Origin of the sequence: Catenulispora rubra, from assembly GCF_015356825.1 — a bacterium.
GTDB classification, from domain to species: domain Bacteria; phylum Actinomycetota; class Actinomycetes; order Streptomycetales; family Catenulisporaceae; genus Catenulispora; species Catenulispora rubra.
Map to the genome: position 1 here is coordinate 1 of NZ_JAACYW010000120.1, position 22,460 is coordinate 22,460.

The window sequence follows — 22,460 nt, forward strand, 5'->3', positions numbered from 1 at the left end:
GCGCCGGGGCCTCAGCCTGCGGGGGCTGATACGAGGTCGGCGGCGGAGGCATCTGCGCCGGGGGCGGCGGCGTCATGGAGACGCCGGGCGAGACCTGCGTGCCAGGGGTCTGCGACGGGTCGACGATCGCGTCGACCTGCCACTGGAAGCTGAACAGGTCGCGCACGGCCTGACGCAGCGTGTCGGAGGTGCCGCGGCTCACGAAGCGGTCGCGCGCGCCGGCGCTCACGAAGGCGACCTGCAGGCGGTCGCCGTCCAGGCCGATGACCTGCGAGTTCTGGCTGAGGAGCATCCAGCTCACGCGGCCGTCGCGGCGCTTGACCTCTTCGAGGAGGTCCGGCCACATGCGACGGATGTCGACGCCGGTGGGTGTGGCGGACTGCGCGGGTTGTGGTTGGGATTGCGGCTGTGGCTGTGGCTGCGGCTGCGGCGCCGGAGGTTGGGGAGCCGGGGCGGCCTGCGACGCGCCTGCGTCATTCGAAGGCTGCGAGGGTGTGCTCTCTGCGGCCCACTCCGGAGCTTCGGAGGCGGCCGGATCCGGTGCTGTGTCGACGGCCGGCGATCCGGGTCCTGCGTTCGCGGTAGGTGCGCCTTGTTCCCACGGCGGCGTACCGAGCGCGCCGCTGGCTGCCGGGGCCGGCGCGACATTCTGCTGGCTCTGCTGAGTCTGCTGCGGCGCACCGCCACCTGCTGGCTGCTGCTGGCTGTCGGCGCCGCTCGGCCGCCGCACCGGCGGCTCGTCGAACTCGTCCTCCACCACCCGCGGCCCGGCGGCCATCGGCGTCATCGGTGCCATCGGTGCCATCGGGGCGGGGGCGGCGGCACCCAGCACCACGCCGCGGCGCTCCAGCCGGTCCACACGGGCGGCCAGGCCCTGCTCGGCGTCGTCGGCGCCGGGCAGCAGGACTCGGGCGCAGACCAGCTCCAGCTGCAGGCGGGGGGCTGTCGCGCCCCGCATCTCGGTCAGGCCGGTGTTCACCAGATCGGCGGCCCGGGACAGCTCGGCGGCGCCGAAGGACCGGGCCTGCGCGGTCATCCGCTCGAACTGGTCGTCGGGCACGTCGATGAGGGCCCGGGCGGCGCCGGCGTCGGTGACCGCGTTCAGGACCACCAGGTCGCGGAGGCGCTCCAGCAGGTCGGTCAGGAAGCGCCGGGGGTCGTGGCCGCTCTCGACCACTTGGTCGACCAGGCCGAAGACGGCGGCGCCGTCGTGCCCGGCGAAGGCCTCGACCAGCCGGTCCAGCAGCGCGGCGTCGGTGTAGCCGAGCAGGCCGGTGGCCATCGCGTAGCTGACGCCGTTCTCGTCGGCGCCGGCCAGCAGCTGGTCCAGCACGGACATCGCGTCCCGCGCCGAGCCCGCACCGGCCCGCACCACCAGAGGCAGCACCTCCGGCTCCACCTTGATGCCCTCGCGCGCCGTGATGTCGGTCAGGTGCTCGCGCAGCACGCCGGGCGGAATGAGCCGGAAGGGATAGTGGTGCGTCCGCGACCGGATGGTCCCGATCACCTTCTCCGGCTCGGTCGTGGCGAAGATGAACTTCAGATGCGGCGGCGGCTCCTCGACGACCTTCAGCAGCGCGTTGAAGCCCGCCGAGGTCACCATGTGCGCCTCGTCGATGATGTAGATCTTGAACCGGGATGCCGCCGGCGCGAAGAACGCCCGCTCGCGCAGATCGCGCGCGTCGTCCACACCACCGTGCGACGCCGCGTCGATCTCGATCACGTCGATCGACCCGGGCCCCCCGTTGGCCAACTCGACACAGGACCGGCACACCCCGCAGGGCGTCGGCGTGGGCCCCTGCTCGCAGTTCAGACACCGCGCGAGAATCCGCGCACTGGTGGTCTTGCCGCACCCCCGCGGCCCGCTGAACAGGTAGGCATGGTTCACCCGACCGTTGCGGAGAGCCTGCTGCAAGGGCAGCGTCACGTGCTCCTGGCCGACGACCTCCTCAAAGGAGTCGGGCCGATAGCGGCGATAGAGCGCGAGGGACACGTAGCAAAGGTATCGGCTGAGACCGACAACCGGACAAAAAAGAACTCCCATGCACCCGCCAGAGCACACCGACCCTTGCTGCCGTCAAGCCCTGGGGGAGTTGAGTGTGATGACGCCGCATGGGAGTCCGGGGACAAGCATATAGGAGTGCGGACCCATCCCGAGAGTCAGGTATGCTTCTCGGCGGAGGATTCGCCTAGTGGCCTAGGGCGCACGCTTGGAAAGCGTGTTGGGGGCAACCCCTCGCGAGTTCGAATCTCGCATTCTCCGCTTGTGGGACGACCCTGAGCTGCGGAAACGCGGCTCGGGGTCGTTCGTTTTCCAGGCATCGGATTGGTGCTGAGCGGTCGGATTCGGGGCTCGTTCGCGGTTTTGACGCCGGCAAGAGGGCCGCTGCGGTGTGACGAGCGTCACGAGGCCGACACCCGCAGGGCTCCGAAAAGACACTTTCGAGTGACCCGGCGAGGTCGGCGGTCGGGCCGGAGACGGGATCGGCTGACCGGATCGGCGACCGCGTCACACCCCGAGTCGCGCAAGGAATTCCTCAAGCTTCCCGGACATGCGTCCGACCTGTTGGTCCACGCTGAGCGTCTCCTCCATCCGGCCGCCGGCGCCGGGTGACTTCATGCCGCGGATGTAGAGCGAGCAGGCGAGGTCCGCGCAGAGGTACAGGCCCGCGGAGTTGCCCTGGCGGCCGGCGTCGCCGGCTTTGCGGCCGGTCATCAGGGAGACGCCGCCGCCCGGGTGTGTCGTCAGACACAGGGAGCACAGGTTGCGGCGCAGGAATCCCTTGCGGCTGGCAGCGCTGCGGAGCGTGACGCCGGTCAGGCCGTCGCCGCGCGGCGTCACCAGGTAGGCGCGGTCCTGGGCGCCGAGGTCGCGCCAGCCGAGGAAGTCGAGTTCGGGCCAGGGGACGGCTGCGAGGTCGCGGGGCATCGGGATGCGTTTGGCCTCGCCCTGCGAGCAGTTGGCGAAGCTGGCACGGATGTCGTCTTCGGTGACAGGGTGCATGGAAACGAGCTGACCATGACAGGCCCGCGACGGCAAAACGGAATTTGCCGATACCTCGCCGACACCGCTCCGATGCCACGCCGATGCCCTGGCGCCGCCCTGGCCCGGCACACCAAACTACAGTGCCCAGGCACCGAAATGCCCGGGCACTGTCCTGTCTCGAAGAGCTATCGGAACGTCGCCAGCAACGAGGCCGTCTTGCTGATGGCCGTCGCCAACCGGCCGCTCTGTGCCGCAGCCAGGAACTGGTCCGCACTCACCTGTGCCGGCGCGTACGGCCCCTTGTTCACCGAGTACGTCTGCCCGGGATCAGTTTCGGACCTGCCCGGCAGACGGGTCTGGTCGGCCGACGTCTCCAGCGTCATGGCCAGCACGGGCTTGCTCAGGTCGTCGGGAACGAACCAGTAGTTGTAGACCGACGGGGTATCCGACAGGGCCGTCAGTTTGCTGTCGGTCGGCTTCTGCGTATAGACCTCCAGCGTCCCGCCGGGCACCGCCCGCTTCGTGCACGTGGCGTTCGGCGGGCACAACCCGAACACCTGCTGCTTGTACTGCGTGGTCTGCGGGACGGCCTCCCACTGCAACTGGTTCCTGCCGCTCGGCCCGGTGAGCATGATCTCCGGCTGCATCAAGGACACGTCGACGCTGACCTTCACCGCGGACGGAAGCGCAGCCTCCGCAGCCGCGACGATCTGCGCCTCGGTGGCCGAGAGCCGGGTCTGCGTGTCCTGCGACACCGCGGTCCGGGGATCGAGCAGGTACTCCAGATTCTTCAGCCCCGGCCTGCCCAGCATCCCCATCAGGTCGTCGGCGGACATCGCCGGCCCCGAAGGGTCGTAGGCCCACGTGTTGTCGGGGAGCGACGGTGGCGGCCAGATGCCGCCGGTCATGTAGTCCGAGGGCTCGTGGTCCGCGTACTGGACCTTCGCGGTCGCCGTCGACTCCGTCAGGCTGAACGCGTACTTGGTCCGGTCGGTCGGGACGAACATCATCGACAGCGTCCTGGACACGATGGTGTTGCTCGTGCCCGCCTTCACGACGTCCGCCGGCAGCGTCTGCCTGCGCACCGTTTCCGTCGCGGTGGCCGCGTACTCGTCCAGGTAGACGGTCCCGCCGTCGACTGTCCTGGTCGTGCAGGTACCCCCCTTGCTCCCGGTCGACCCCTGCGGACAAGCCACCTCGCGGATGATGGCGTCCGTCTCCTTGGCGGACGCCATCCCCACCCACATGTTCGCCGTGGTCGTCCCGGTCGCCGTGGTCAGAACGGCGGCCGGGACGGTGACCATCCCCGGGGTGCGCCCCGAGGGCTGCCGACTCGCGGTCACCCCGCCCGGCAGCAACGGCTGCAGCAAGCCGGACAGCCGGTTCTGCACATCCTGGAGCTTGTCGACGCTGCCGATCTCCGGGCCGAAGCCCAGGAAGCCCTTCGGGCTCACCGCGGTCGACGAACTCGTCGCGGACGTCACCTGGTCCGCCGGGTCCTGATGCGCGCGCCCGGCCGGCGCCGCCCCGGTCACCACGGCGAACGTCCCGATCACCGCCACCACGCTCAGCGTGGCCCCGCCGGCGGCGACCATCCGGTTCCGGTGCCGCACCGCGTCCCCGCGGGCGATGGACCCGCTCGCGAGGTCGCGCAACGGCGGCTCGGGGTCGGCGAAAGCCGTCCCGAGCAGACCGCGCACGGCGCTGTCTTCGTTCTCTTCGATAGTCATGTCAGGTCTGCTTCCTCACTCCTGCTCCTGCTCGGCCTGACGCCTCGGCGAACCCGGCCAGAGGCTCCCGCAACAACCCCAGCCCGCGGCTGGCCATGCTCTTCACCGAGCCCTGGGAGATGTCGAGGATCCCCGCGGTCTGCTCCACGCTCATGTCCTCCCAGTACCGCAGCACCACCACGGCGCGGGTACGGGGAGGGAGTTTCTTCAGCGCTTCCATCACCGCGAGGCGGGTTTCGGTCGGGTCCGCCGGCGACGCCCTCTCGGGGACGTGTTCCAGGGGCACCGTGTCGAGGTGCTTCTTCCTGGAGTCCAGAAAGCATCGGTAGACCACCTGCCGTGCGTAGGCACCGGGGTTGTCCGCGGCCCGGACCCGGTTCCAGTGCCGGTAGATGCGGTCGAACGCCATCTGGACGAGGTCCTCTGCGAAGTGCCAGTCACCGCAGAGCAGGTAGGCCGACCGTCGCAGATGGCCCTGGCTCGCCACCGCGAACTCGCGGAACTCCTCCCGGGTATCGGAGTGCTCCGCGGGACGGCTTCCCATTTGGAATCTCACGTGAGTATCGACTCAGGTCTTTCGTGGGCGGGTTCGTAAAGAGCGATGAGAATCTTTGCGCCGCCATCCTGCGCGCACCGCCGCGAAAGCCACCTGTGGCCCTGCGAACATCACAGTCCGGTCCCGTTCCGTCACGATTTTGTGTCCTCTTTGCTGTTCGGTTGCCGCCTCCCCGAGCCGCTCCGGCTACCCTGGTGCCGTGATCTTCAAGCGCATCGGCGAAGGGCGGCCCTACCCCGACCACGGACGCTCCTTCAGGGAGTGGGCCGAGGTGGCCCCGCGCCAGATCCGCCTGGACCAGCTCATCACCACCAAGCGCCACCTGGACCTGGACGCCCTGCTGTCCCAGGACTCCACGTTCTACGGCGACCTGTTCGCGCACGTCGTGCACTGGCGGGGCGGCTACTACCTGGAGGACGGCCTGCACCGGGCCGTGCGCGCCGCACTCCAGCAGCGCACGGTGCTGCACGCGCGGGTGCTGGACCTCTCGGAATGAGACAGCGGTCGGCCGCGCTCGGCGGCGCCGTCGTGGTCGTCGCGATTCTGGCCGGCGTGCTCTGGTACGCCAACCGCCCCGTGCCCTCGCCGGCCAGAGCGGGTGACTGCATCACGGTCCCGGCCTCCGGGAGCTTCAAGACCGTCGGATGCACCGACAGCGGCGCGGCCTTCAAGGTGGCCGCGGTGCTCGACAACGGCGACAGCAACGGCTGCGACGCCTATCCCGCGGTGATCATGTCCGTCGTGGACAAGAACCGCACCAAGACCTTGTGCCTCGGCAGCGCCAAGTAGGCAAGCCGGCCCGAGTAGACCCGAGTAGGCCCAAGTGGCTGCCGAGTAGGCCCGGCGCTACAGGCACCCGGGACGCCCGGAGCACTACGCTGCGAACGTGAGTGATCTCCGGGAGTTGCTGAGGTCCGGGCTCTTCCGGCGGCTGTTCGCGACCCGCCTGACCGGGCAGTTCGGCGACGGCGTGTTCCAGGTGGCCCTGGCCGCCTTCGTCGTGTTCTCCCCCGAGAAGGAGGCGACGGCCGCCGAGGTCGCGAAAGCTTTCGCCCTGCTGCTGGTCCCGTTCACGGTCATCGGCCCGTTCGCCGGGGTCTTCCTGGACCGCTGGCGCCGTCGCCAGGTGCTCTACTACGCCAACGTGCTGCGCTCCGGGATCGTGCTGGTCGTGGCGGCCCAGGTCCTCGCCGGACACAGCGGACTCCTCTTCTACACCTCCGCGTTGGCCGTCCTCAGCTGCAACCGCTTCATCCTCGCGGGGTTGTCCGCCGCTCTTCCACAGGCTGTGGATAACCAACGGCTCGTCGTCGCCAACGCGGTCTCGCCGACGGCCGGCACCCTCGCCGCGACCCTCGGCGGTTCGGTGGGAGTCGTGGTCAGAGCGCTCGTGGGGTCCGGAGACGGAGCGAACGCGCTCATCCTGGTCGTAGGCGCCGTCCTCTATATGGCGGGCGGTCTGGTGGCGCGCACCATGCCGCGCGACTCTCTCGGCCCCGACGACCGTCCCGAAAACTCCGCATGGAGCGAGCTGAAGGTCGTCGCACAGGGGCTGTGGGAGGGCTTGGAACATCTCCGGGCGCGCAAGCCCGCGGCCGCGGCCCTCGCCGCCATCACCGCCAACCGCTTCTGTTACGGCCTGACGACCATCATGGTCCTGCTGTTGTTCCGCAACACCTTCAACAACCCGCACGACACGAACGCCGGGCTGCGCGGCTTCGGCACCGCGGTCGCGGTCTCCGGACTCGGCTACTTCATCGCCGCCTTCGCCTCGCCGGTCATCCTGCGCCACGTCGATTTCTCGACCTGGATCACGGTCTGCATGATCGGCTCTGCGGTCGCCCTGGCAGCTTCAGCGGGCTGGTGGCGTGTCGTCCCGCTGTTGATCGGCGCACTCGTTCTGGGTTTCCTCGCGCAGGGGCAGAAGATCTGTACAGACACCACAGTGCAGCGCAATGTAGAGGACTCCTATAGAGGACGCGTCTTCTCGCTCTACGACATGCTCTTCAACGGTGCCTTCGTCGCGGCGGCCGCTGTGGCCGCCGCGACGCTGCCGGCGTCCGGGAAGTCGACGGCGCTCCTCTACGCGACCGTCGCTGTGTACCTCTTAGCGGGAATCGCTTATGGCTGGTTCCGCGCGGCTTCCCGCTCGGCCCACCAGGACCGCAGCTCCGTCTCCACTGTGTCGTGATCCAGAGGGCCGCGGTCCATGCGCAGCTCCAGTAGGTGCTTGTACGCGGCCCCGACTTCCGGCCCGGGCTTGATCCCGAGGATCGCCATGATCTCGTTGCCGTCCAGGTCCGGGCGGATCGAGTCCAGCTCCTCCTGCTCGCGCAGCTCGGCGATGCGGCGCTCCAGATCGTCGTACGCGTGCTCCAGCATCAGGGCGCGCCGGCGGTTGCGGGTCGTGCAGTCCGAACGCGTCAGCTTGTGCAGCCGCTCCAGCAGCGGTCCGGCGTCGCGCACATAGCGGCGCACCGCGCTGTCGGTCCACTCCGCCTCTCCATAGCCGTGGAACCGCAGATGCAGCTCCACCAGCCGGGAGGTGTCGTCGATGATCTCCTTGCTGTACTTCAGCTTGCGCAGCCGCGCGGCCGTCATGTGCGCGCCCACGACCTCGTGGTGGTGGAACGACACGCCGCCGCCGGGCTCGAAGCGGCGGGTCTTCGGCTTGCCGATGTCGTGCAGCACCGCGGACAGCCGCAGGATCAGGTCCGGGCCGTCCGTCTCCAGGTCGATGGCCTGCTCCAGCACCGTCAGGGTGTGCTCGTAGACGTCCTTGTGCCGGTGGTGCTCGTCGATCTCCAGGCGCAGCTTGGGCAGTTCCGGCACCACGATCTCGGCCAGGCCGGTGTCCACCATCAGCGTCAGGCCGACGCGCGGGTTCGGGGCCAGCAACAGCTTGGAGAGCTCGACCTGCACCCGCTCGGCACTGACGATGGTCAGCCGCTCGGCCATCTCCGTCATCGCCTTGCGCACCTCGGGCGCGACGTCGAAGCCGAGCTGCGCGGCGAACCGGGCCGCGCGCATCATCCGCAGCGGATCGTCGGAGAAGGACATCTCCGGCGTTCCGGGGGTCCGCAGCAGTCCCGCTTCCAGATCGGCCAGACCGCCGTAGGGGTCGATGAACTCGAACCGCTCGGGATCGGCGGTCAGCAGCACGGCCATGGCGTTCACCGTGAAGTCGCGGCGGAACAGGTCGTCGCCGATGGAGTCGCCGTAAGCCACTTCGGGCTTGCGCGAATCGCGGTCGTAGGCCTCGGAGCGGAACGTGGTGATCTCCAGCTTCGCGCCGTCCTTCTGGGCGCCGACCGTCCCGAAGGCGATGCCGACGTCCCACACCGCCTCGGCCCAGCCCTGCACCAGTTTCAGCACCTGCTCGGGGCGCGCGTCGGTGGTGAAGTCCAGATCGTCGCTGAGCCGGCCCAGCAACACGTCCCGGACCGGACCGCCCACCAGCGCCAGGCTGTGACCTGCGGCGGCGAACCGGCCGGCGAGCTCGCCGAGCACCGGCACGACTCGTAGCAGTTCTGTTACCGCCGCGTGCTGTGCCTGGTCAAGGTGCGGTTCCGGAGCTCGCTGCTGGTCGGTGTGCATGGTGTCCGAGTTTACGTGTCGGGGCGCGGTCGCCGGGCCGGACTACGATTCGTCAGGTGACCAGCCGAGTCTGCCGCGCGCTCTCCGCCTTGGTGCTGTTCGTCGGCGCCGCAAATCTGTTGCCCGGCAGCGCGCACGCCGAGGCGGCGCACTCGGACTCCCCTGCGGTGGAGGTCGGGATCAACCAGGTCTCGCCGCAGATCCCGGACTTCAACGACACCAAAAAGCAGATCACCTTCGCCGGCAAGATCCGCAACACCGGCACGAGCACGCTGCGGGGAGTCCACCTCGAAGTGTGGCGCAGCCTGGTGACCAGCCGGGCGTCCATGGGCTCGGCCAACGGCGCGGGCTACCCCGTGCAGACCAAGGCGGTGACGTTCACCGAGCTCGCCGCCGGCGCCCCGCAGTCGTGGAAGCTCGCTCCGACGGAGACGGAACTCTTCGGCTACCGCACCCCGCAGCCCGGCGTCTACGCGATCGACATCGACGCGTTCGACGACGACGGCGTCTTCCTGGGCGGGCAGCGGACCTACATGGTCTGGAAGCCGACGGCCATGTCGGGCGCCAAGCCGGCCCGCATCGCCCTGATGTGGCCGGTCGTCGGCCAGCCGGGGCTGACCGGACAGAAGAAGCCGGACTACTCGGCGGCGCCGATCCTGTCCGACCAGTCCGTGGTGCAGCAGTTCGCGCCGGGCAGCCGCCTCACCAGGATTCTCACCGAAGGCGCGGGCCTGCCGCTGGTCAACTGGCTGGTCGATCCCGATCTGCTGAACACGGCGAACACGCTGTCCGGCGGTTACTTCTATTCCGACCCCAATGCCAACAACTCCGGCGGCAGCAGCCCCGGTACCGGCAGCAGTGGCGGCAACGGCACATCGTCCAAGCTGACCGGTGCTCCGGGCACCGACCCGAAGAACTGGTACGGCCTAGCCACCACCACGCTCGCCGGGCCGCACGGCAACAACTGCTGGAACCTCCTCTACGGCGACCCGGATCTGAACACCCTCTCCCGGAGCGACCCCGGCAAGAGCGTGCTGAAGGCGGTCGCGAAGGTGAAGCTGCCGATCAGTCCCTGCCGGGTGAACGGCCAGACCGGCCAGACCATCGCCTGGCCGTCCGACGGCCAGGCCGACTCCACCACGCTCGCGGGCATCGCCGACGCCGGCTCGAAGCTGGTCACCCTGGTCGGCTCGAACCAGGTGTCCGGCTGGCCGTCGGCGCACGCCGCACTGCCGGGCAGCCCGGACACGGTCGTCTACGACAACTACCTGTCGGGTTCGAGCATCTTCGCCGACCCCGCCAAGACGGCGCCGCCGACGCTGAACACCTCCGGCGTCCTGGAGGGACAGATGTGGCTGGCGCAGACCGCGCTGGCCGACCGCGACAACAGCGGCCGGGTACTGGTGGTGACGCCGCCGCGGGACTTCGACCCGCCGCAGGAACTGCTGCAGGCGATCAGCTCCATGAACCCGGGCACGGTGCCCGCCGCCGACCAGTGGTTCGGGCTGGACGATCTGGGCAAGGTCCTCAACACCCCGGCCACGCCCGAACACGCCTCGGCGCTGAGCCCGGTCACCACCGCCAACCTGTCGACCGACATCGTCGCCTCGGCCTCGGACAGTCAGCAGCTCTACGACGCGCTGCACGACATCATGCCGTCGGACCAGCACGACCCCGCGGTCTCGCTGCGGCCGACGGCGACCTGGTGGCGGAACCACAGCGGCGACGCGGCCTACAGCCAGACCGTGTACTCCACGGCGGTCGCCGATCACGCCCTGGTGTCCATCGGCGGGCAGGCCCCGCCGCTGACCATGTCCGGCAAGTCCGGGACGGTGCCGGTGACCATCAGGAACCAGACGAACACGGCGATCACGGTCTATGTTCGCGCGCACACCTCACACACCGTGCAGCTCAAGGTCAATGAGGACCAAGGACCGCACAGCGTGGAACGGGGCCAGTCGGCCACCATCCGGATCCCGGTCAAGGGCGAGGGCAACGGCGTGCAGGTCGACCTGTACGCCACGCTGTACACCTGCCCGGACATGACCCAGAACTGCACGTATTATCCATCGAGCCTGATCAAACCGATCAACGAGGACGGCGGTCACACCAAGGTCACGGTGAAGGTCAGCCGCATCGGCATCATCGCCCTGGGTCTGATCATCGGGTCGGGGATACTGCTCGTCCTGTTGATCGGATTGCGCGTCTACCGCGCCAAGCGCACCCATCACGCCCCCGCACAGGACACAATGGCAAGTTGAAACACCGACAATGATCGGACGACGGACACCACGGACGCGGGGAGCGCTGGAGAGATGACGAGCGACGGCAGCGGTCTGTGGCACCCGGATCCGCCGCGCGAGGACGACGACCAGCGGCCGCGGCGTGCCCCGCAGCCCGGCCCCGGCGGACCGCAGGGCAGTGATCCTCGTCACACCCCGGCCCCCGGGCCCGCGCCGCAACAGCCGTGGACCCCGCCGTCGGAGCCCCGTTTCGACCCGCAGACCGGCCGGCCGCTGCATCCCGACCCGCGGGCCGGGCAGGGCCGTCCCCCGGGGCCGCCGCAGCCCGTCCCTCAGCATCCGGTCCCGCCCGGCGCGCCGCAGGCGAACCAGCCGCCGAACCAATCGCCGAACCAGCCGCCGCGCCGTGAGCAGTACGCCGGCCCGCAGGCCTCCTACCGTGCCGGTCAGCCCCCGCAGGGTGGCGAGCAGTACCCGGTCCCCGGCGCGCCCGGGCCGGGGCAGCGCCCTGACCCCAGGGGTCCCCAGCAGTTCGCCGGCCCCCCGCCCGGCCGGCAGCCCGATCCGCGCCAGCCCGATCCCAGGCAGCCCGATCCGCGCCAGGCCGCGCCGCGCCCGGACCAGTTCGGCGGCACCCCCTCGCACAGCGCCGACCCGCGCCGCGAGCGGTCCGAGTCCTGGCAGCCGGCCCCGCCGAACCAGAACCAGAACCAGAATCACGACCCGGGCGGCCACGGCCGCCGGCCGATCGACGACAGCCGCGCCCTGTTCCGCGACGAGGTCCCGGGCCGCGGCGGCGACCAGCAGCCGCCGTCCTGGCAGCCCCCGCAACAGGACCAGCGCGGCGCGGGCCCCGAGGAGGACCCCGAAGAGCGCGACTGGCGCGACGACTACGAGGACGCGGTCAGCGCCACCCGCTGGGACCTCTCGCCGATCCCGACGATGACGGTCGCGCCCCGCCGCGCGAACCCCAGCAACCTCGAAGCCCTGATACCACCACGTCGCGGCCGCGTGCAGGGCCCGGCGACGCGCGGGCCCGGCGGCCCGGCCGGCACCGGACCCGGCACCCGCGAGGGCGCCCCCTGGGAGCAGGGCGTCCGGGAGCGCACCCCGACCGAGGTCCGCCCGCAGGCCCCGGCCGAGCCCAGCGTCGGGCGCGCCTCGCGGCTGATGGCCCTGGGCACGCTGGCGTCCCGGCTGACCGGCCTGGTCCGGCAGTTCCTCCTGGTGGCCGCGATCGGCACCACGAACATCGCCGGCTCGTACACCATCGGCCTGAACCTGCCGAACATGCTGTACATCCTGATCATCGGCGGTGCGCTGAACGCGGTCTTCGTACCGCAGCTGGTGCGCTCGATGCACCGGGACCGGGACGGCGGCGCGGCCTACGCCAGCCGGCTGCTGACCCTGGTCCTGACCGGCGTGCTCACGCTGACGGTCCTCACCGAGCTGTTCACCCCGCAGCTGGTGGACGTGTTCTCCAGCTTCAAGGGCTCGAACCGGCAGCTGGCGATCGACCTCGGCCGCATGTTCATGCCCCAGATCTTCTTCCTCGGGCTGTTCGTGGTGCTCGGCCAGATCCTCAACGCCAAGGGCCGCTTCGGGCCGATGATGTGGACGCCGGTGCTGACCAACGTCGTGGTCATCGGCTCCACCGGCGCCTACTGGTACATCAACCAGAGCACCGACCTGACCCCCTCGACCATCCCGGCGGCCGACGTCCGGCTGCTGGGCCTGGGCGTCACGCTGGGCATCGCGGTGCAGGCGCTGACCCTGCTGCCGTACATCAAGTCCGCCGGCATGAACCTCACGCTGCGCTTCGACTGGCGCGGCCACGGGCTGGGCAAGGCGGTCACGCTGGCCAAGTGGACCCTGCTGTTCGTGCTGGTGAACCAGATCGGCCTGGCCGTGGTGATGCGCTACGCCTCCAACGTCAACAACGACGGCTGGCCGCAGTGGGGCGTGGCGGCGTACAACAACGCCTACATGATCTGGGGCCTGCCGCAGGCCCTGATCACCGTCTCGGTGATCACCGCGCTGCTGCCCCGGATGAGCCGCGCGGCGGTGAAGGACGACCTGGAGTCGGTCCGCGAGGACATCTCCTACGGCCTGCGGGTGACCGGCGTCGCGATAGTCCCGGCGGCGTTCGCCTTCCTGGCACTGGGCCCGCAGATCGCCGTGGTGCTGTTCAAGCACGGCGGCGTGTCGATGGACAACGCGCACATCATCGGTTACATGCTGTCCGCGTTCGGGCTGGGCCTGATCCCGTTCTCGGCACAGTTCCTGATGCTGCGCGGCTTCTACGCCTTCGAGGACACCAAGAGCCCGTTCACCATCAACATCTGGATCTCGGCGGCCAACGTGACGCTGAGCACGGCGGTGTTCTACACACTGAAGGGCGGCGGCAAGGAGCGCTGGGCGGTCGTGGCGATGTGCACGGTCTACGGCGTCGCCTACTGCCTCGGCGTGGTCATCACCGCTCGGAAGCTCAAGAGGCGGCTACGCGGTCTGGACGGCCAGCGCATCATGCAGACCTACACCCGGCTTATCGGGGCCTCCGCAGTCGCCGCCGGCGCTACTTTTATCGTCGCTTTATACGTGAACCGTATGGTCGGTCAGAGTTGGCTGGGCTCCGCCGTCTCGCTGGCGGTCGGCGGTGGCCTGCTCGCGACCCTGTACGTGTTGTGCGCCCGCCTGATGCACGTGGAAGAAGTCGAGCAGCTGCTCGGCTCGGTGCGCGCGAAACTGGGGAGGTAGCCGCCTGGCGATATCGCGGTGCCGACCGGTCTGAAGACGTTTTCCAGAAGCAACCACCCATGGTTCTGAACGGTCTGCACTGATGAGGGTCGGACAACGCGCCACGAGGACGGCACGAAACCTAATACCATGAGGCGGGGATGACGAGACCATGCCACAGAGCATGCACGGACCAGGGAGTCATGTGGCAGCCGCGGACCAGACCACCGATCCGGACGGCGGCCTCGGCGCGGACGCCGAGGCGCTGATCCTGTCACTCGGCGTTACCGTGGGCGACCGGCTCGACGGCCGGTACCGCCTGGACCGAGTCCTGCACACCACGGGCCCGGCCATCACCTGGCTCGCCACCGACGAGAAGCTGAACCGGCCCAACCGCATCCACCTGCTGCGCTCGGACCAGCCGCGGGCCGAGGCCTTCATGGCCGCCGCCCGCGCCGCCGCCGCGATGGCCGACAACCACTTCGTGCAGGTCCTGGACGCGGTCCCCGACGAGGGCCTCTATTACGTCATCACCGAGTGGCTGCACGACGGGCACACCCTGGGCGAGGTGCTCAGCGGCGGCCCGGTGCCGGTCACCGAGGCCGTGCGGATCACCACCGAGCTGGCCCGGGCCATCACCGAGGCCCACGACCAGGGCCTGGCCCACCTGCGGCTGTCCCCCAAGACCGTGCTGCGCACCGACACCGGCGAGGTGAAGATCCTCGACCTGTGCCTGGCCGCGGCGCTGACCGGCACCGTCTCGCGCGACCCGCTGGGCACCGACCTGAGCGCCATCGGCGAGCTGGCCTACGCGCTGCTCACCGGCCGGCGGCCGCAGCAGCCCGAACCGGTCCGGCCGAGCGAACTGCGCTCCGAGGTGACCCCGCAGCTCGACGACGTGGTCCTGCGCATCCTCGGCGACGGCCCGGCCGGTCCGCAGTACCAGACCCCGACCGAGGTCGCCGACGCCCTGGCCCAGCTGCCGCGCCCGCGCTACGAGGCCCCGCTGCCCTCGACCCCGCAGACCGCGCCGCTGCGCCACCAGCAGACCACTGTGATGCCGGCCATGCCCGCCGGCACCGCGCGGACCACGGCGATGCCGCAGGTCGCCCCGAGCTACCAGCCCGCGCCGCCGCGCCCGACCGCGCACGGCGCCCCGGCCCGGCCCGGCTCCTACGACGAGGACGAGTACCGTCCGCGCGGCGGGGGCTCCGGCGCCGGCCACAGCGGGTCGCGGGGCAGCGACCACGGCGGAGGCGGCGGCGGCCGCAACAGCTCTGCGCTGATCGGCATCGGCGCCCTGGCCGCGGTGGCCGCGGTCGCGCTGCTGGCCTACACGATGTTCAACAACAGCGGCAGCAAGGGCAACCAGAACGCCGGCAACACGAGCACGTCGAACTCGCAGGCCGCCACCACGGGTTCCAGCCAGGCGCCGGCCTCGACCGACGTCACCGCCGCCTCGGTCTCGGTCTACGACGAGGACAACGGCAAGGAGGGCTCCGGCTACCTGGTCGGCGGCCAGCTCACTGACAAGGGCTGGGTCACCAACCAGTACTGCGGGCCCAACCCGACACACAGCGGCAACCCGAAGAGCACCGGACTGATCTTCGACCTGGGCTCGGTCAAGAGCATCTCGTCGGCGACGGTGACCATCGGCACCGCGGGCGCGGCCATGGAGATGCAGGCGGCCGACGCCTCCGTCACCCAGGTACCCGCTCTGGTCCCGGGCAGCGCGCCGGCCGGCTTCAAGTCGATCGCGACCACCGACGCCGGCGGTACCACGGTCACACTGAAGGCCGCCTCCCCGGTGAGCACCCGCTTCGTGCTGATCTGGTTCAACAAGTCGCTGCCGCCGGTCGCGAATCCGGACAAGACCATAGGTTGTGCCAAGGACAGCGGGAGCCGCTACGGCGACTCCGTCATGTCCGTGAAGTTCAACGCCTCCTGACCTGGCGACCATGCCTCCCCAGGGTGCCGACCTCACCCAGCTCGACGACCGGGCCCTGCTGGCCCGGCACGTCGAGGGGGACGGTGACGCCTTCGGCGAGCTCTTCCGCCGGCACCGCGACCGGCTCTGGGCGGTCGCGCTGCGCACGCTGGGCGATCCGGAGGACGCCGCCGACGCGCTGCAGGACGCGATGATCTCGGCGTACCGCGCCGCCGGCTCGTTCCGCGGCGACTCCGCGGTCACCACCTGGCTGCACCGGGTCGTGGTGAACGCCTGCCTGGACCGGATGCGGCGGCGCGGCAGCCGGCCGACGGTGCCGTTGCCGGAGGTGGAGACCGAGTACGCGCGGCCGACCGTCACCGACGACATCACCAACACCGACCTGCGCCTGGCCCTGGAAACGGCGCTGGCGACCCTGCCGGACGAGCAGCGGGTGGCCCTGGTCCTGGTCGACGTCGAGGGCTACAGCGTGGACGAGACGGCCCGGGCTCTCGGCGTGGCTCCGGGAACCGTCAAGAGCCGCTGTGCGCGTGCGCGGGCGAAGCTGCTGCCGCTCCTGAGACATCTCCGCGAAGGAAACCCGACGGAATCTCCGGGGAACGCCGCGTCGACTGGGAACCAAGGGGCCGCGGCCCGCGTCAAAGTTGCGACGCCGCAAGATCGCCGGGAAGGAGGCACGGCCGGATGATGACCGATCCCGCCGCTTCCCGTCCCGGGACGCATTTGGACCCCGACCAGATGGCCGACCTGGTCGAGGGATCGCTCGACGCCGCCGCTGCCGACAGGGCGCGGGCGCACCTGGCCTCGTGCCCGGTGTGCTCTGCCGACTTCGCGCTGATCACCGGCGAGGCCGACCTGGCCGACCTGGGCGGATTGCTGCCTCCGATGCCGATCCCGCAGGACGTCGTGGCCCGTGTCGAGGCCGCGCTGTATCGCGAACCGCCGCTGGGCACTGCTGCAACGGCGCGAGCCTCGGCCGGCTCCCCGGTGGGTCGCAGCGCGGCCGCCGCTCAGCCGCGCCGTCGGCGGTTCCGCATGGCCCTCGGAAGTCTGGCCGGTGCGGCGCTCGTGGTCGTCGGCGGTATCGGAGCAGTCACAGCGCTGAACAACGCGACCAGTTCCTCGAAGGACAGCAGTACCGCCGCAGGGAACGCCGCTGGGCCCAGCGTCGACGGCTCTCACGTCGCCGGCCAGGGTCCCGGCACAGAGTCGCCGCAAGCCGGCGTCATAAAGCCCGACGCGACCTCGGGCGGCTCGGGCTTCTCCGACGCGGGCATCGCCCAGCAGGCCCAGGCGCTGCTCAGTCTGCACACGATGACCCCCGCCAACGGGACGGCCCAGGCCGCCAAGCCCGACTGCCCGCCGACGGTGGTGCCCGCCGGTACGAAGCTGATCGGCAGCACCCAGACCGTGTACCAGGGCAAGCCGGCCTGGCTGCTGCTCTATCCCCGGGCCGGCAGCGCGACGCTCGTCGACGTCTATGTCGTCGACGTGGACATGTGCACTTCGGGCAATCCGGGACAATCCGTCGACCATGTCGTGATCACGCGCCCTTAACACCGTGCGAGAAACCGCTCACGTGGCACAGCCGGGAATGCATCTTGCCTAGGATCGGTTGAGCCAACCGGCACTGAACTGCCCCCAGGAATTCGAGAGGCCAGGCTCACGTGAGCGAGATCCGTAACGTCATCATCATCGGTTCCGGACCCGCCGGGTACACCGCGGCGGTCTACACCGCGCGCGCGGGCCTGAATCCGCTGGTGTTCGCCGGTTCCGTGACCGCCGGCGGCGCGCTGATGAACACCACCGAGGTGGAGAACTTCCCGGGTTTCCCGGAGGGGATCATGGGCCCGGACCTGATGGACAACATGCAGAAGCAGGCCGAGCGCTTCGGCGCCGAGCTGGTCTTCGACGACGTGACCGCGGTCGACCTGACCGGACCGATAAAGAAGGTCACCGACTCGGCGGGCACCGTGCACGAGGCGCACACCGTCATCGTCTCGACCGGCTCGGCGTACAAGGAGCTGGGCCTGCCGGACGAGAAGCGGCTCAGCGGCAAGGGCGTCTCCTGGTGTGCCACCTGTGACGGCTTCTTCTTCAAGGGCCAGGACATCATCGTGGTCGGCGGCGGCGACACCGCCATGGAGGAGGCGCTGTTCCTCACCCGCTTCGGGCAGACCGTCACCGTCGTGCACCGCCGCGACGAGCTGCGGGCGTCCAAGGTGATGCAGGAGCGGGCCTTCGCCAACCCGAAGATCTCCTTCGTCTGGGACTCCGAGGTCGTCGCCATCGAGGGCGACACCCAGGTGACCGGGGTGAAGCTGCGCAACCTCAAGACCGGCGAGGAGACGCTGCGGCCGGCCGGCGCGCTGTTCGTGGCGATCGGCCACCTGCCCCGCACCGAGCTGTTCCGCGGGGTGCTGGACCTGGACGACGAGGGCTACATCAAGGTGGAGTCGCCGACCACCCGCACCAGTCTCCCGGCCGTGTACGCGGCCGGTGACGTGGTCGACCACACCTACCGGCAGGCCATCACCGCGGCCGGCACCGGCTGTGCCGCCGCGCTGGACGCCGAGAAGCACCTGTCGGAGCTGGCACACCACCAGCCCGTCACGGTCTGAGCCACGCCTTTCATCCGAACACAGCCCCGTGGAACATCGTCGATGTTTCACGGGAAACACCGCCACCGTCACCCCGGACTATGAGGAGCACACCATGGGCGACATCCGCCAAGTGACCGACGCGACCTTCGAGGCGGAGGTCCTGAAGAACGACAAGCCGGTGCTGGTCGACTTCTGGGCCCCGTGGTGCGGCCCGTGCCGCCAGGTGGCCCCGGTGCTGGAGGCGATCTACGCCGAGCACCGCGACAAGATCGACATCGTCAAGCTGAACACCGACGAGAACCCGCTCACTCAGGCCAAGTACGGCGTCCGGTCGATCCCGACGCTCAACGTCTACCGCGGCGGCGAGGTCGTGAAGACCATCGTCGGCGCCAAGCCGAAGGCTCTGCTGCTCAAGGACCTGGCGGACTACGTCGCCTGATCCAGTGGGGACTTGTGCAGCTGTTCAGCGCGGTCTCGCTACGTCAGCTGACTCGGTATCGTGCGCTTCAAATGTTCAGCGCGGTCTCGCTACGTCAGCTGACTCGGTATCGTGCGCTTCAAAGGGGCGGTCTTTGGACCGCCCCTTCGAGCTTTGCGCAGGACACGGGTGACAGAGTGCGTAGGGTAGAGGACCGTGACCACTGAACCGACCTACCGCCGCGGCGACTCCGGGCCCGCGGTGGCCGCGATCCGTGAACGCCTGGCCCGGCTCGGCCTGATCGACGCGGGGGCCATCCCCGCCCAGGGCGAGCCGGTCTTCGACGAGGCGGTGGAGACCGCGGTCCGCCATTTCCAGCAGACCCGCCGCACCACGGTCGACGGCGTGGTCACCCCCGGGACGATGCGCCTGCTGGAGGAGGCCTCCTGGCGCCTCGGCGACCGCGACCTGGTCCCGGCGGACGAGCCCCCGTTCGGCGACGACGTGGCCGAGCTCCAGCGGTCGCTGCTCACCCTCGGCTTCGACTGCGGCCGGGTCAACGGTGCCTACGACCCCATCACGGTGACGGCCGTCCGCGAGTTCCAGCGCAACGTCGGGCTCGCCGCGACCGGGGTCACCGACCTGCCGACCGTCCAGGCGCTCAACCGCCTGAACCGCCGCATGGCGCACGGCGGCCTGCTGCACGCGATGCGCGAATCAGAGGCCATCCAGAGCGCAGGTCCCGCGCTGCTCGGCAAGACCCTGGTCCTGGACCCCGGGCACGGCGGCCCGGACACCGGCGTCAGCGCCGGCGGGCTGATCGAGGCCGAGGTGGTCTTCGACATCGCCGACCGGGTCAAGACCCGGCTGGAGAAGCTGAGCGTCACGACCCACATGTCGCACGGTCCCGGCGGCAGCCCGGACGACCGGCGGCGCGCCGAGAAGGCCAACGAGCTCGGCGCGGATCTGCTCATCTCGCTGCACTGCGACACCCACGCGAACCCCGCGGCCTCCGGGGTCGCGGCGTTCTACTACGGCAACGACCGCTTCGGCCACAGCTCCCCCACCGGCGAGCGGTTCGCGGGGCTGGTCCAGCGCGAGGTCACCGCCCGCACCGGGCTGGCGAACCTCGGCACCCACGGCATGACGTGGGACGTGCTGCGCTACACCCAGATGCCGGCGGTGCGGATCGAGCTCGGCTACCTCACCAGCCCGCACGACGCCGCGCTGCTCGCCTCGCAGCGGTTCCGCGAGTCGTGTGCCGACGCCATAGTGGTCGCGGTCCAGCGGCTGTACCTGCCGCCGGAGTCGGACGCTCCGACCGGGGTGCTGCGGCTGGCGGAGCTGCGCGCACACTGAGCCGGTGCTGGTGCTGGTGCTGGACGGGCACTGAACGGGTCGGCCGCCGGGGCCGTCGGAATCGGCGGCCACCTCGCGCCCCGCGGTCTGCGGGGCGATGTTTCACGGGAAACGATGCTCGGTCCACGGCGGTCCCTGCCGCGATGTTTCACGGGAAACCGCGCCCGATCCACGGGGGTCCGTGCGGCAATGTTTCACGGGAAACGGCGCTCGGGCCACAGCCGTCCCTGAGGCGATGTTTCACGGGAAACCACGCCCCGCCGTCCCCTCGCCGCGGGCCGCCCCGCGATCGCGCCCCTACCCTGGAACCGTGCCCCATCCCCACCAAGCCGTCCTCGTCGGCCGCGGCCACCCGGCGATCCGGGCGACCCACGCGAAGACCTTCGAGCTGACCGCGGAGCCGGCCATCACGCCGCGTGCGACGTGCGTGCTCGCGGTCGGCACCGTGCTGGACCCGAACCTGGCCGCGCTGCGCGGCCGCGTCCGGCTGACCCTGGCGACCCCGGGACTGGCCGCGCTCACCGGTGAGGCCACGCTGAACCCGCGCCGTGCCCTCACCGACCGCGCGGTCATCCGTCGCAGCGGCACGCTCGACGCCGACACGTTGGCCGTCGACTCCACGCTGACCGCCGCCGACCTTCCGGAGGAGTTCGCCACCGCGCTCACCGATCCGGGGCGCGAGGTCACCCTCACCGTCGAAGAACTCGGACCGAGCCGTCCCCTGCTTCGCGTGGATTTCGGCGCGCGGACTCATCTGCCGTCCTTGAAGGACTTCGACACCCGGGACTCCCTGTCGCTCACCATCGCCCCCGACGCACCGCCCAAAGAAGTCGCCGCGGCCAACGCAGTACTCGAACGAGTGACAGCCGCCGGGGGCCGCGTCGTCGTCTCGACCCCGTACAAGCCTCTGGAGGCACTGCTGGCCGCCGGCCAGGCTCCCGACCCGTACGCATACTTGGGAAGCCCTCAGCGCCTCTCCGCGCTCCCTCTGACGCCCGCCGTGTTCCACATGCCACCGGTCACCGACGCCTCGGTGTTCGCCGGGCGGGACATCTGGATCGAGGACGTCTCAGAGCTCGACATCGGCACGGCGATGACGCGCTCGACGCCGGCCGCCGCCGTCGAGACCCCGGGCGTTCTGACCGTCGTCGGCCCGGCGGCCTCCGACGCCGAACTCGTCGACCTCACGGCCGTGGCCCGCGTCCTCACCGACGCCGGCATCGCGCCCCGAACCCTGACCGAGGCCCTGGCCCCCTTCGGCCTCACCCGCAAACGGCTCTACGCACTTCTCACCGAGCAGGACCAGACATGACCCGCACCGCCACCCTCAAGGTCCTCGCCGGCAAGAAGCTCACCGACCTCGATCCCGCCGAGTGGGCCGGGATCCAGGCCGCCGCCGAGCGGGTGCTCGTCGACGTCGGCACCGGCGACGCACGCACCGCCTACCGGCAGGCGATCGCGCATCCGGAGTGGCTCGTGGTCGGGGTCGACCCGGCCTGGCAGCGCATGACCGAGACCGCCGTGCGCGCGGCCCGCAAACCGGCCAAGGGCGGAGCCCCGAACCTGGTGCTGGTCAATTCGGCGATCGAGACGGTCCCGTCCACGCTGCACGGCGTGGCCGACGAGGTCACGGTGCTCATGCCCTGGGGCAAGCTGTTGCGCGGCGTCGTCCTCGGCGAGGACGACGTCCTGTCCGGCCTGCGTTCGGTGGCCAAGGCCGGCGCACCGCTGGAGATCTCCATCGGCACCAGCATCTGGCGGGACCCGATCCCGCTGGAGATCCGCGACCTCCCCGAGCTGACCCCGGAGACCGTCGACTCGACGGGTCTAGCCGATCGGCTGGCCACTTTCGGCTGGGAGGTGGCCGACGTCCGGCTGGTGCCCCACACTGATCTGGACACCATCAGCTCGTCGTGGGCGCGGCGGCTGGGGTCGGGGGCGACGGAGACCGTCCTGCACCTCCGAGCGATCGCGGTCGACCCACGTGACCCGGTGGGGCCGCAGCACACCGCCGCCGAACCCGGCGGCGACGCCCCCGAGGAACCACAGCGCGACGTGTAGCGAGCCCCGGGCTGCCGGCCGACCGCCGAGCCCCGGGACGATCCGCCTGCTCATCGACCGACTCCCATCCTGCTGCCTCCGCACCGCCCGCAAGGCTGGTGGAAGACAGTCCCGGACCGCCCCCGCGGCGGTCCGCGAAGGGGATGTTAGTCCTGTCACACCACACCGAAAAGGCGGATAAGCCGCCGAGAAGATGGCTGTGCCTGCTTGACTTGATGAACAG

The 22,460-nt window shown here is 70.3% G+C and carries 18 protein-coding genes, 1 tRNA gene and 1 other RNA gene; 14 read left to right on the forward strand and 6 right to left on the reverse strand.

The window, feature by feature from the left end:
* Both GWK61_RS28525 and ffs read right to left on the reverse strand, forming a co-directional pair.
* The coding region (locus GWK61_RS28525) for a DNA polymerase III subunit gamma and tau (RefSeq protein WP_194913393.1) at window positions 1–1,993 on the reverse strand (1,993 nt) is incomplete at its 3' end.
* A gap of 35 nt (window positions 1,994–2,028) precedes the next feature.
* Window positions 2,029–2,125: signal recognition particle sRNA small type (ffs, locus tag GWK61_RS28530), an RNA gene on the reverse strand.
* A gap of 53 nt (window positions 2,126–2,178) precedes the next feature.
* Here ffs and GWK61_RS28535 point away from each other — a divergent pair.
* Window positions 2,179–2,263 (forward strand) — tRNA-Ser (locus tag GWK61_RS28535).
* A gap of 246 nt (window positions 2,264–2,509) precedes the next feature.
* On the opposite strand, the gene GWK61_RS28540 is transcribed toward GWK61_RS28535, so the two are convergent.
* The 3 genes from GWK61_RS28540 to GWK61_RS28550 form a co-directional block, all read right to left on the reverse strand.
* Entirely contained in the window at window positions 2,510–3,004 is a 495-nt protein-coding gene (locus GWK61_RS28540; protein ID WP_194913395.1) for an FBP domain-containing protein, read from the reverse strand.
* Window positions 3,005–3,171: 167 nt separating this feature from the next.
* On the reverse strand, window positions 3,172–4,716 hold the full coding sequence (locus GWK61_RS28545) for a hypothetical protein (RefSeq protein WP_194913397.1): 1,545 nt from the start codon (window positions 4,714–4,716) through the stop codon (window positions 3,172–3,174).
* A gap of 1 nt (window position 4,717) precedes the next feature.
* Window positions 4,718–5,260, reverse strand: a complete 543-nt coding sequence (locus tag GWK61_RS28550; RefSeq protein WP_194913399.1) for a SigE family RNA polymerase sigma factor — start codon at window positions 5,258–5,260, stop codon at window positions 4,718–4,720.
* 211 nt (window positions 5,261–5,471) lie between these two features.
* Here GWK61_RS28550 and GWK61_RS28555 point away from each other — a divergent pair, with 211 nt between their 5' ends.
* The 3 genes from GWK61_RS28555 to GWK61_RS28565 all read left to right on the forward strand — a co-directional run bounded on the left by GWK61_RS28555 (window position 5,472) and on the right by GWK61_RS28565 (window position 7,463).
* A complete protein-coding gene (locus GWK61_RS28555; RefSeq protein WP_194913400.1) occupies window positions 5,472–5,768 on the forward strand; it encodes a type II toxin-antitoxin system VapB family antitoxin in 297 nt (98 codons plus the stop codon).
* A complete protein-coding gene (locus tag GWK61_RS28560; RefSeq protein WP_194913407.1) occupies window positions 5,765–6,061 on the forward strand; it encodes an LppU/SCO3897 family protein in 297 nt (98 codons plus the stop codon). Before GWK61_RS28555 ends, GWK61_RS28560 begins: the two co-directional genes overlap by 4 nt.
* A 97-nt stretch (window positions 6,062–6,158) precedes the next feature.
* Complete coding sequence (locus GWK61_RS28565) at window positions 6,159–7,463, forward strand: MFS transporter (RefSeq protein ID WP_194913408.1); 1,305 nt, start codon at window positions 6,159–6,161, stop codon at window positions 7,461–7,463.
* Here the strand turns inward: GWK61_RS28565 and GWK61_RS28570 are convergent.
* Window positions 7,394–8,869: a CCA tRNA nucleotidyltransferase gene (locus GWK61_RS28570; RefSeq protein WP_194913418.1), complete on the reverse strand. Its 1,476-nt coding sequence runs from the start codon at window positions 8,867–8,869 to the stop codon at window positions 7,394–7,396. The two genes, GWK61_RS28565 and GWK61_RS28570, sit on opposite strands and share 70 nt — an antisense overlap.
* A gap of 56 nt (window positions 8,870–8,925) precedes the next feature.
* Between GWK61_RS28570 and GWK61_RS28575 the strand changes: the two genes are divergently transcribed.
* The 10 genes from GWK61_RS28575 (at window position 8,926) to GWK61_RS28620 (ending at window position 22,237) form a co-directional block, all read left to right on the forward strand.
* Window positions 8,926–11,130: a DUF6049 family protein gene (locus GWK61_RS28575; RefSeq protein ID WP_194913422.1), complete on the forward strand. Its 2,205-nt coding sequence runs from the start codon at window positions 8,926–8,928 to the stop codon at window positions 11,128–11,130.
* A 54-nt stretch (window positions 11,131–11,184) separates the two neighbouring features.
* A complete protein-coding gene (murJ, locus tag GWK61_RS28580; protein ID WP_194913430.1) occupies window positions 11,185–13,869 on the forward strand; it encodes a murein biosynthesis integral membrane protein MurJ in 2,685 nt (894 codons plus the stop codon).
* Between the two features lie 184 nt (window positions 13,870–14,053).
* On the forward strand, window positions 14,054–15,796 hold the full coding sequence (locus GWK61_RS28585) for a protein kinase (protein WP_194913442.1): 1,743 nt from the start codon (window positions 14,054–14,056) through the stop codon (window positions 15,794–15,796).
* A gap of 10 nt (window positions 15,797–15,806) precedes the next feature.
* Window positions 15,807–16,484 carry an RNA polymerase sigma factor SigM gene (gene sigM, locus GWK61_RS28590; RefSeq protein WP_194913455.1) on the forward strand — a complete coding sequence of 226 codons (678 nt, stop codon included), beginning with the start codon at window positions 15,807–15,809 and terminating at the stop codon, window positions 16,482–16,484.
* A complete protein-coding gene (locus GWK61_RS28595) occupies window positions 16,481–17,353 on the forward strand; it encodes an RsmA family anti-sigma factor (RefSeq protein WP_194913460.1) in 873 nt (290 codons plus the stop codon). Before sigM ends, GWK61_RS28595 begins: the two co-directional genes overlap by 4 nt.
* Before the next feature lie 110 nt (window positions 17,354–17,463).
* Window positions 17,464–18,417, forward strand: a complete 954-nt coding sequence (gene trxB, locus GWK61_RS28600) for a thioredoxin-disulfide reductase (protein WP_194913462.1) — start codon at window positions 17,464–17,466, stop codon at window positions 18,415–18,417.
* A gap of 94 nt (window positions 18,418–18,511) precedes the next feature.
* Entirely contained in the window at window positions 18,512–18,838 is a 327-nt protein-coding gene (trxA, locus tag GWK61_RS28605; protein ID WP_194913469.1) for a thioredoxin, read from the forward strand.
* 195 nt (window positions 18,839–19,033) lie between these two features.
* Window positions 19,034–20,176: an N-acetylmuramoyl-L-alanine amidase gene (locus tag GWK61_RS59850; protein WP_194913480.1), complete on the forward strand. Its 1,143-nt coding sequence runs from the start codon at window positions 19,034–19,036 to the stop codon at window positions 20,174–20,176.
* Window positions 20,177–20,486: 310 nt separating this feature from the next.
* Window positions 20,487–21,488, forward strand: coding sequence for a DUF371 domain-containing protein (locus tag GWK61_RS28615; protein WP_194913483.1), 1,002 nt, complete (start codon window positions 20,487–20,489; stop codon window positions 21,486–21,488).
* The gene (locus tag GWK61_RS28620) at window positions 21,485–22,237 is read left to right on the forward strand and encodes a class I SAM-dependent methyltransferase (protein WP_194913485.1); all 753 of its coding nucleotides are present in this window, start codon (window positions 21,485–21,487) and stop codon (window positions 22,235–22,237) included. Before GWK61_RS28615 ends, GWK61_RS28620 begins: the two co-directional genes overlap by 4 nt.
* Window positions 22,238–22,460: the final 223 nt, after the last annotated feature.

Coding starts and splice junctions, on each gene's coding strand:
- GWK61_RS28540 (WP_194913395.1), bottom strand. CDS start 3,004: ATGCACCCTGTCACCGAAGACGACATCCGTGCCAGCTTCGCCAACTGC.
- GWK61_RS28545 (WP_194913397.1), bottom strand. CDS start 4,716: ATGACTATCGAAGAGAACGAAGACAGCGCCGTGCGCGGTCTGCTCGGG.
- GWK61_RS28550 (WP_194913399.1), bottom strand. CDS start 5,260: ATGGGAAGCCGTCCCGCGGAGCACTCCGATACCCGGGAGGAGTTCCGC.
- GWK61_RS28560 (WP_194913407.1), top strand. CDS start 5,765: ATGAGACAGCGGTCGGCCGCGCTCGGCGGCGCCGTCGTGGTCGTCGCG.
- GWK61_RS28570 (WP_194913418.1), bottom strand. CDS start 8,869: ATGCACACCGACCAGCAGCGAGCTCCGGAACCGCACCTTGACCAGGCA.
- murJ (WP_194913430.1), top strand. CDS start 11,185: ATGACGAGCGACGGCAGCGGTCTGTGGCACCCGGATCCGCCGCGCGAG.
- sigM (WP_194913455.1), top strand. CDS start 15,807: ATGCCTCCCCAGGGTGCCGACCTCACCCAGCTCGACGACCGGGCCCTG.
- GWK61_RS28595 (WP_194913460.1), top strand. CDS start 16,481: ATGATGACCGATCCCGCCGCTTCCCGTCCCGGGACGCATTTGGACCCC.
- trxA (WP_194913469.1), top strand. CDS start 18,512: ATGGGCGACATCCGCCAAGTGACCGACGCGACCTTCGAGGCGGAGGTC.
- GWK61_RS28620 (WP_194913485.1), top strand. CDS start 21,485: ATGACCCGCACCGCCACCCTCAAGGTCCTCGCCGGCAAGAAGCTCACC.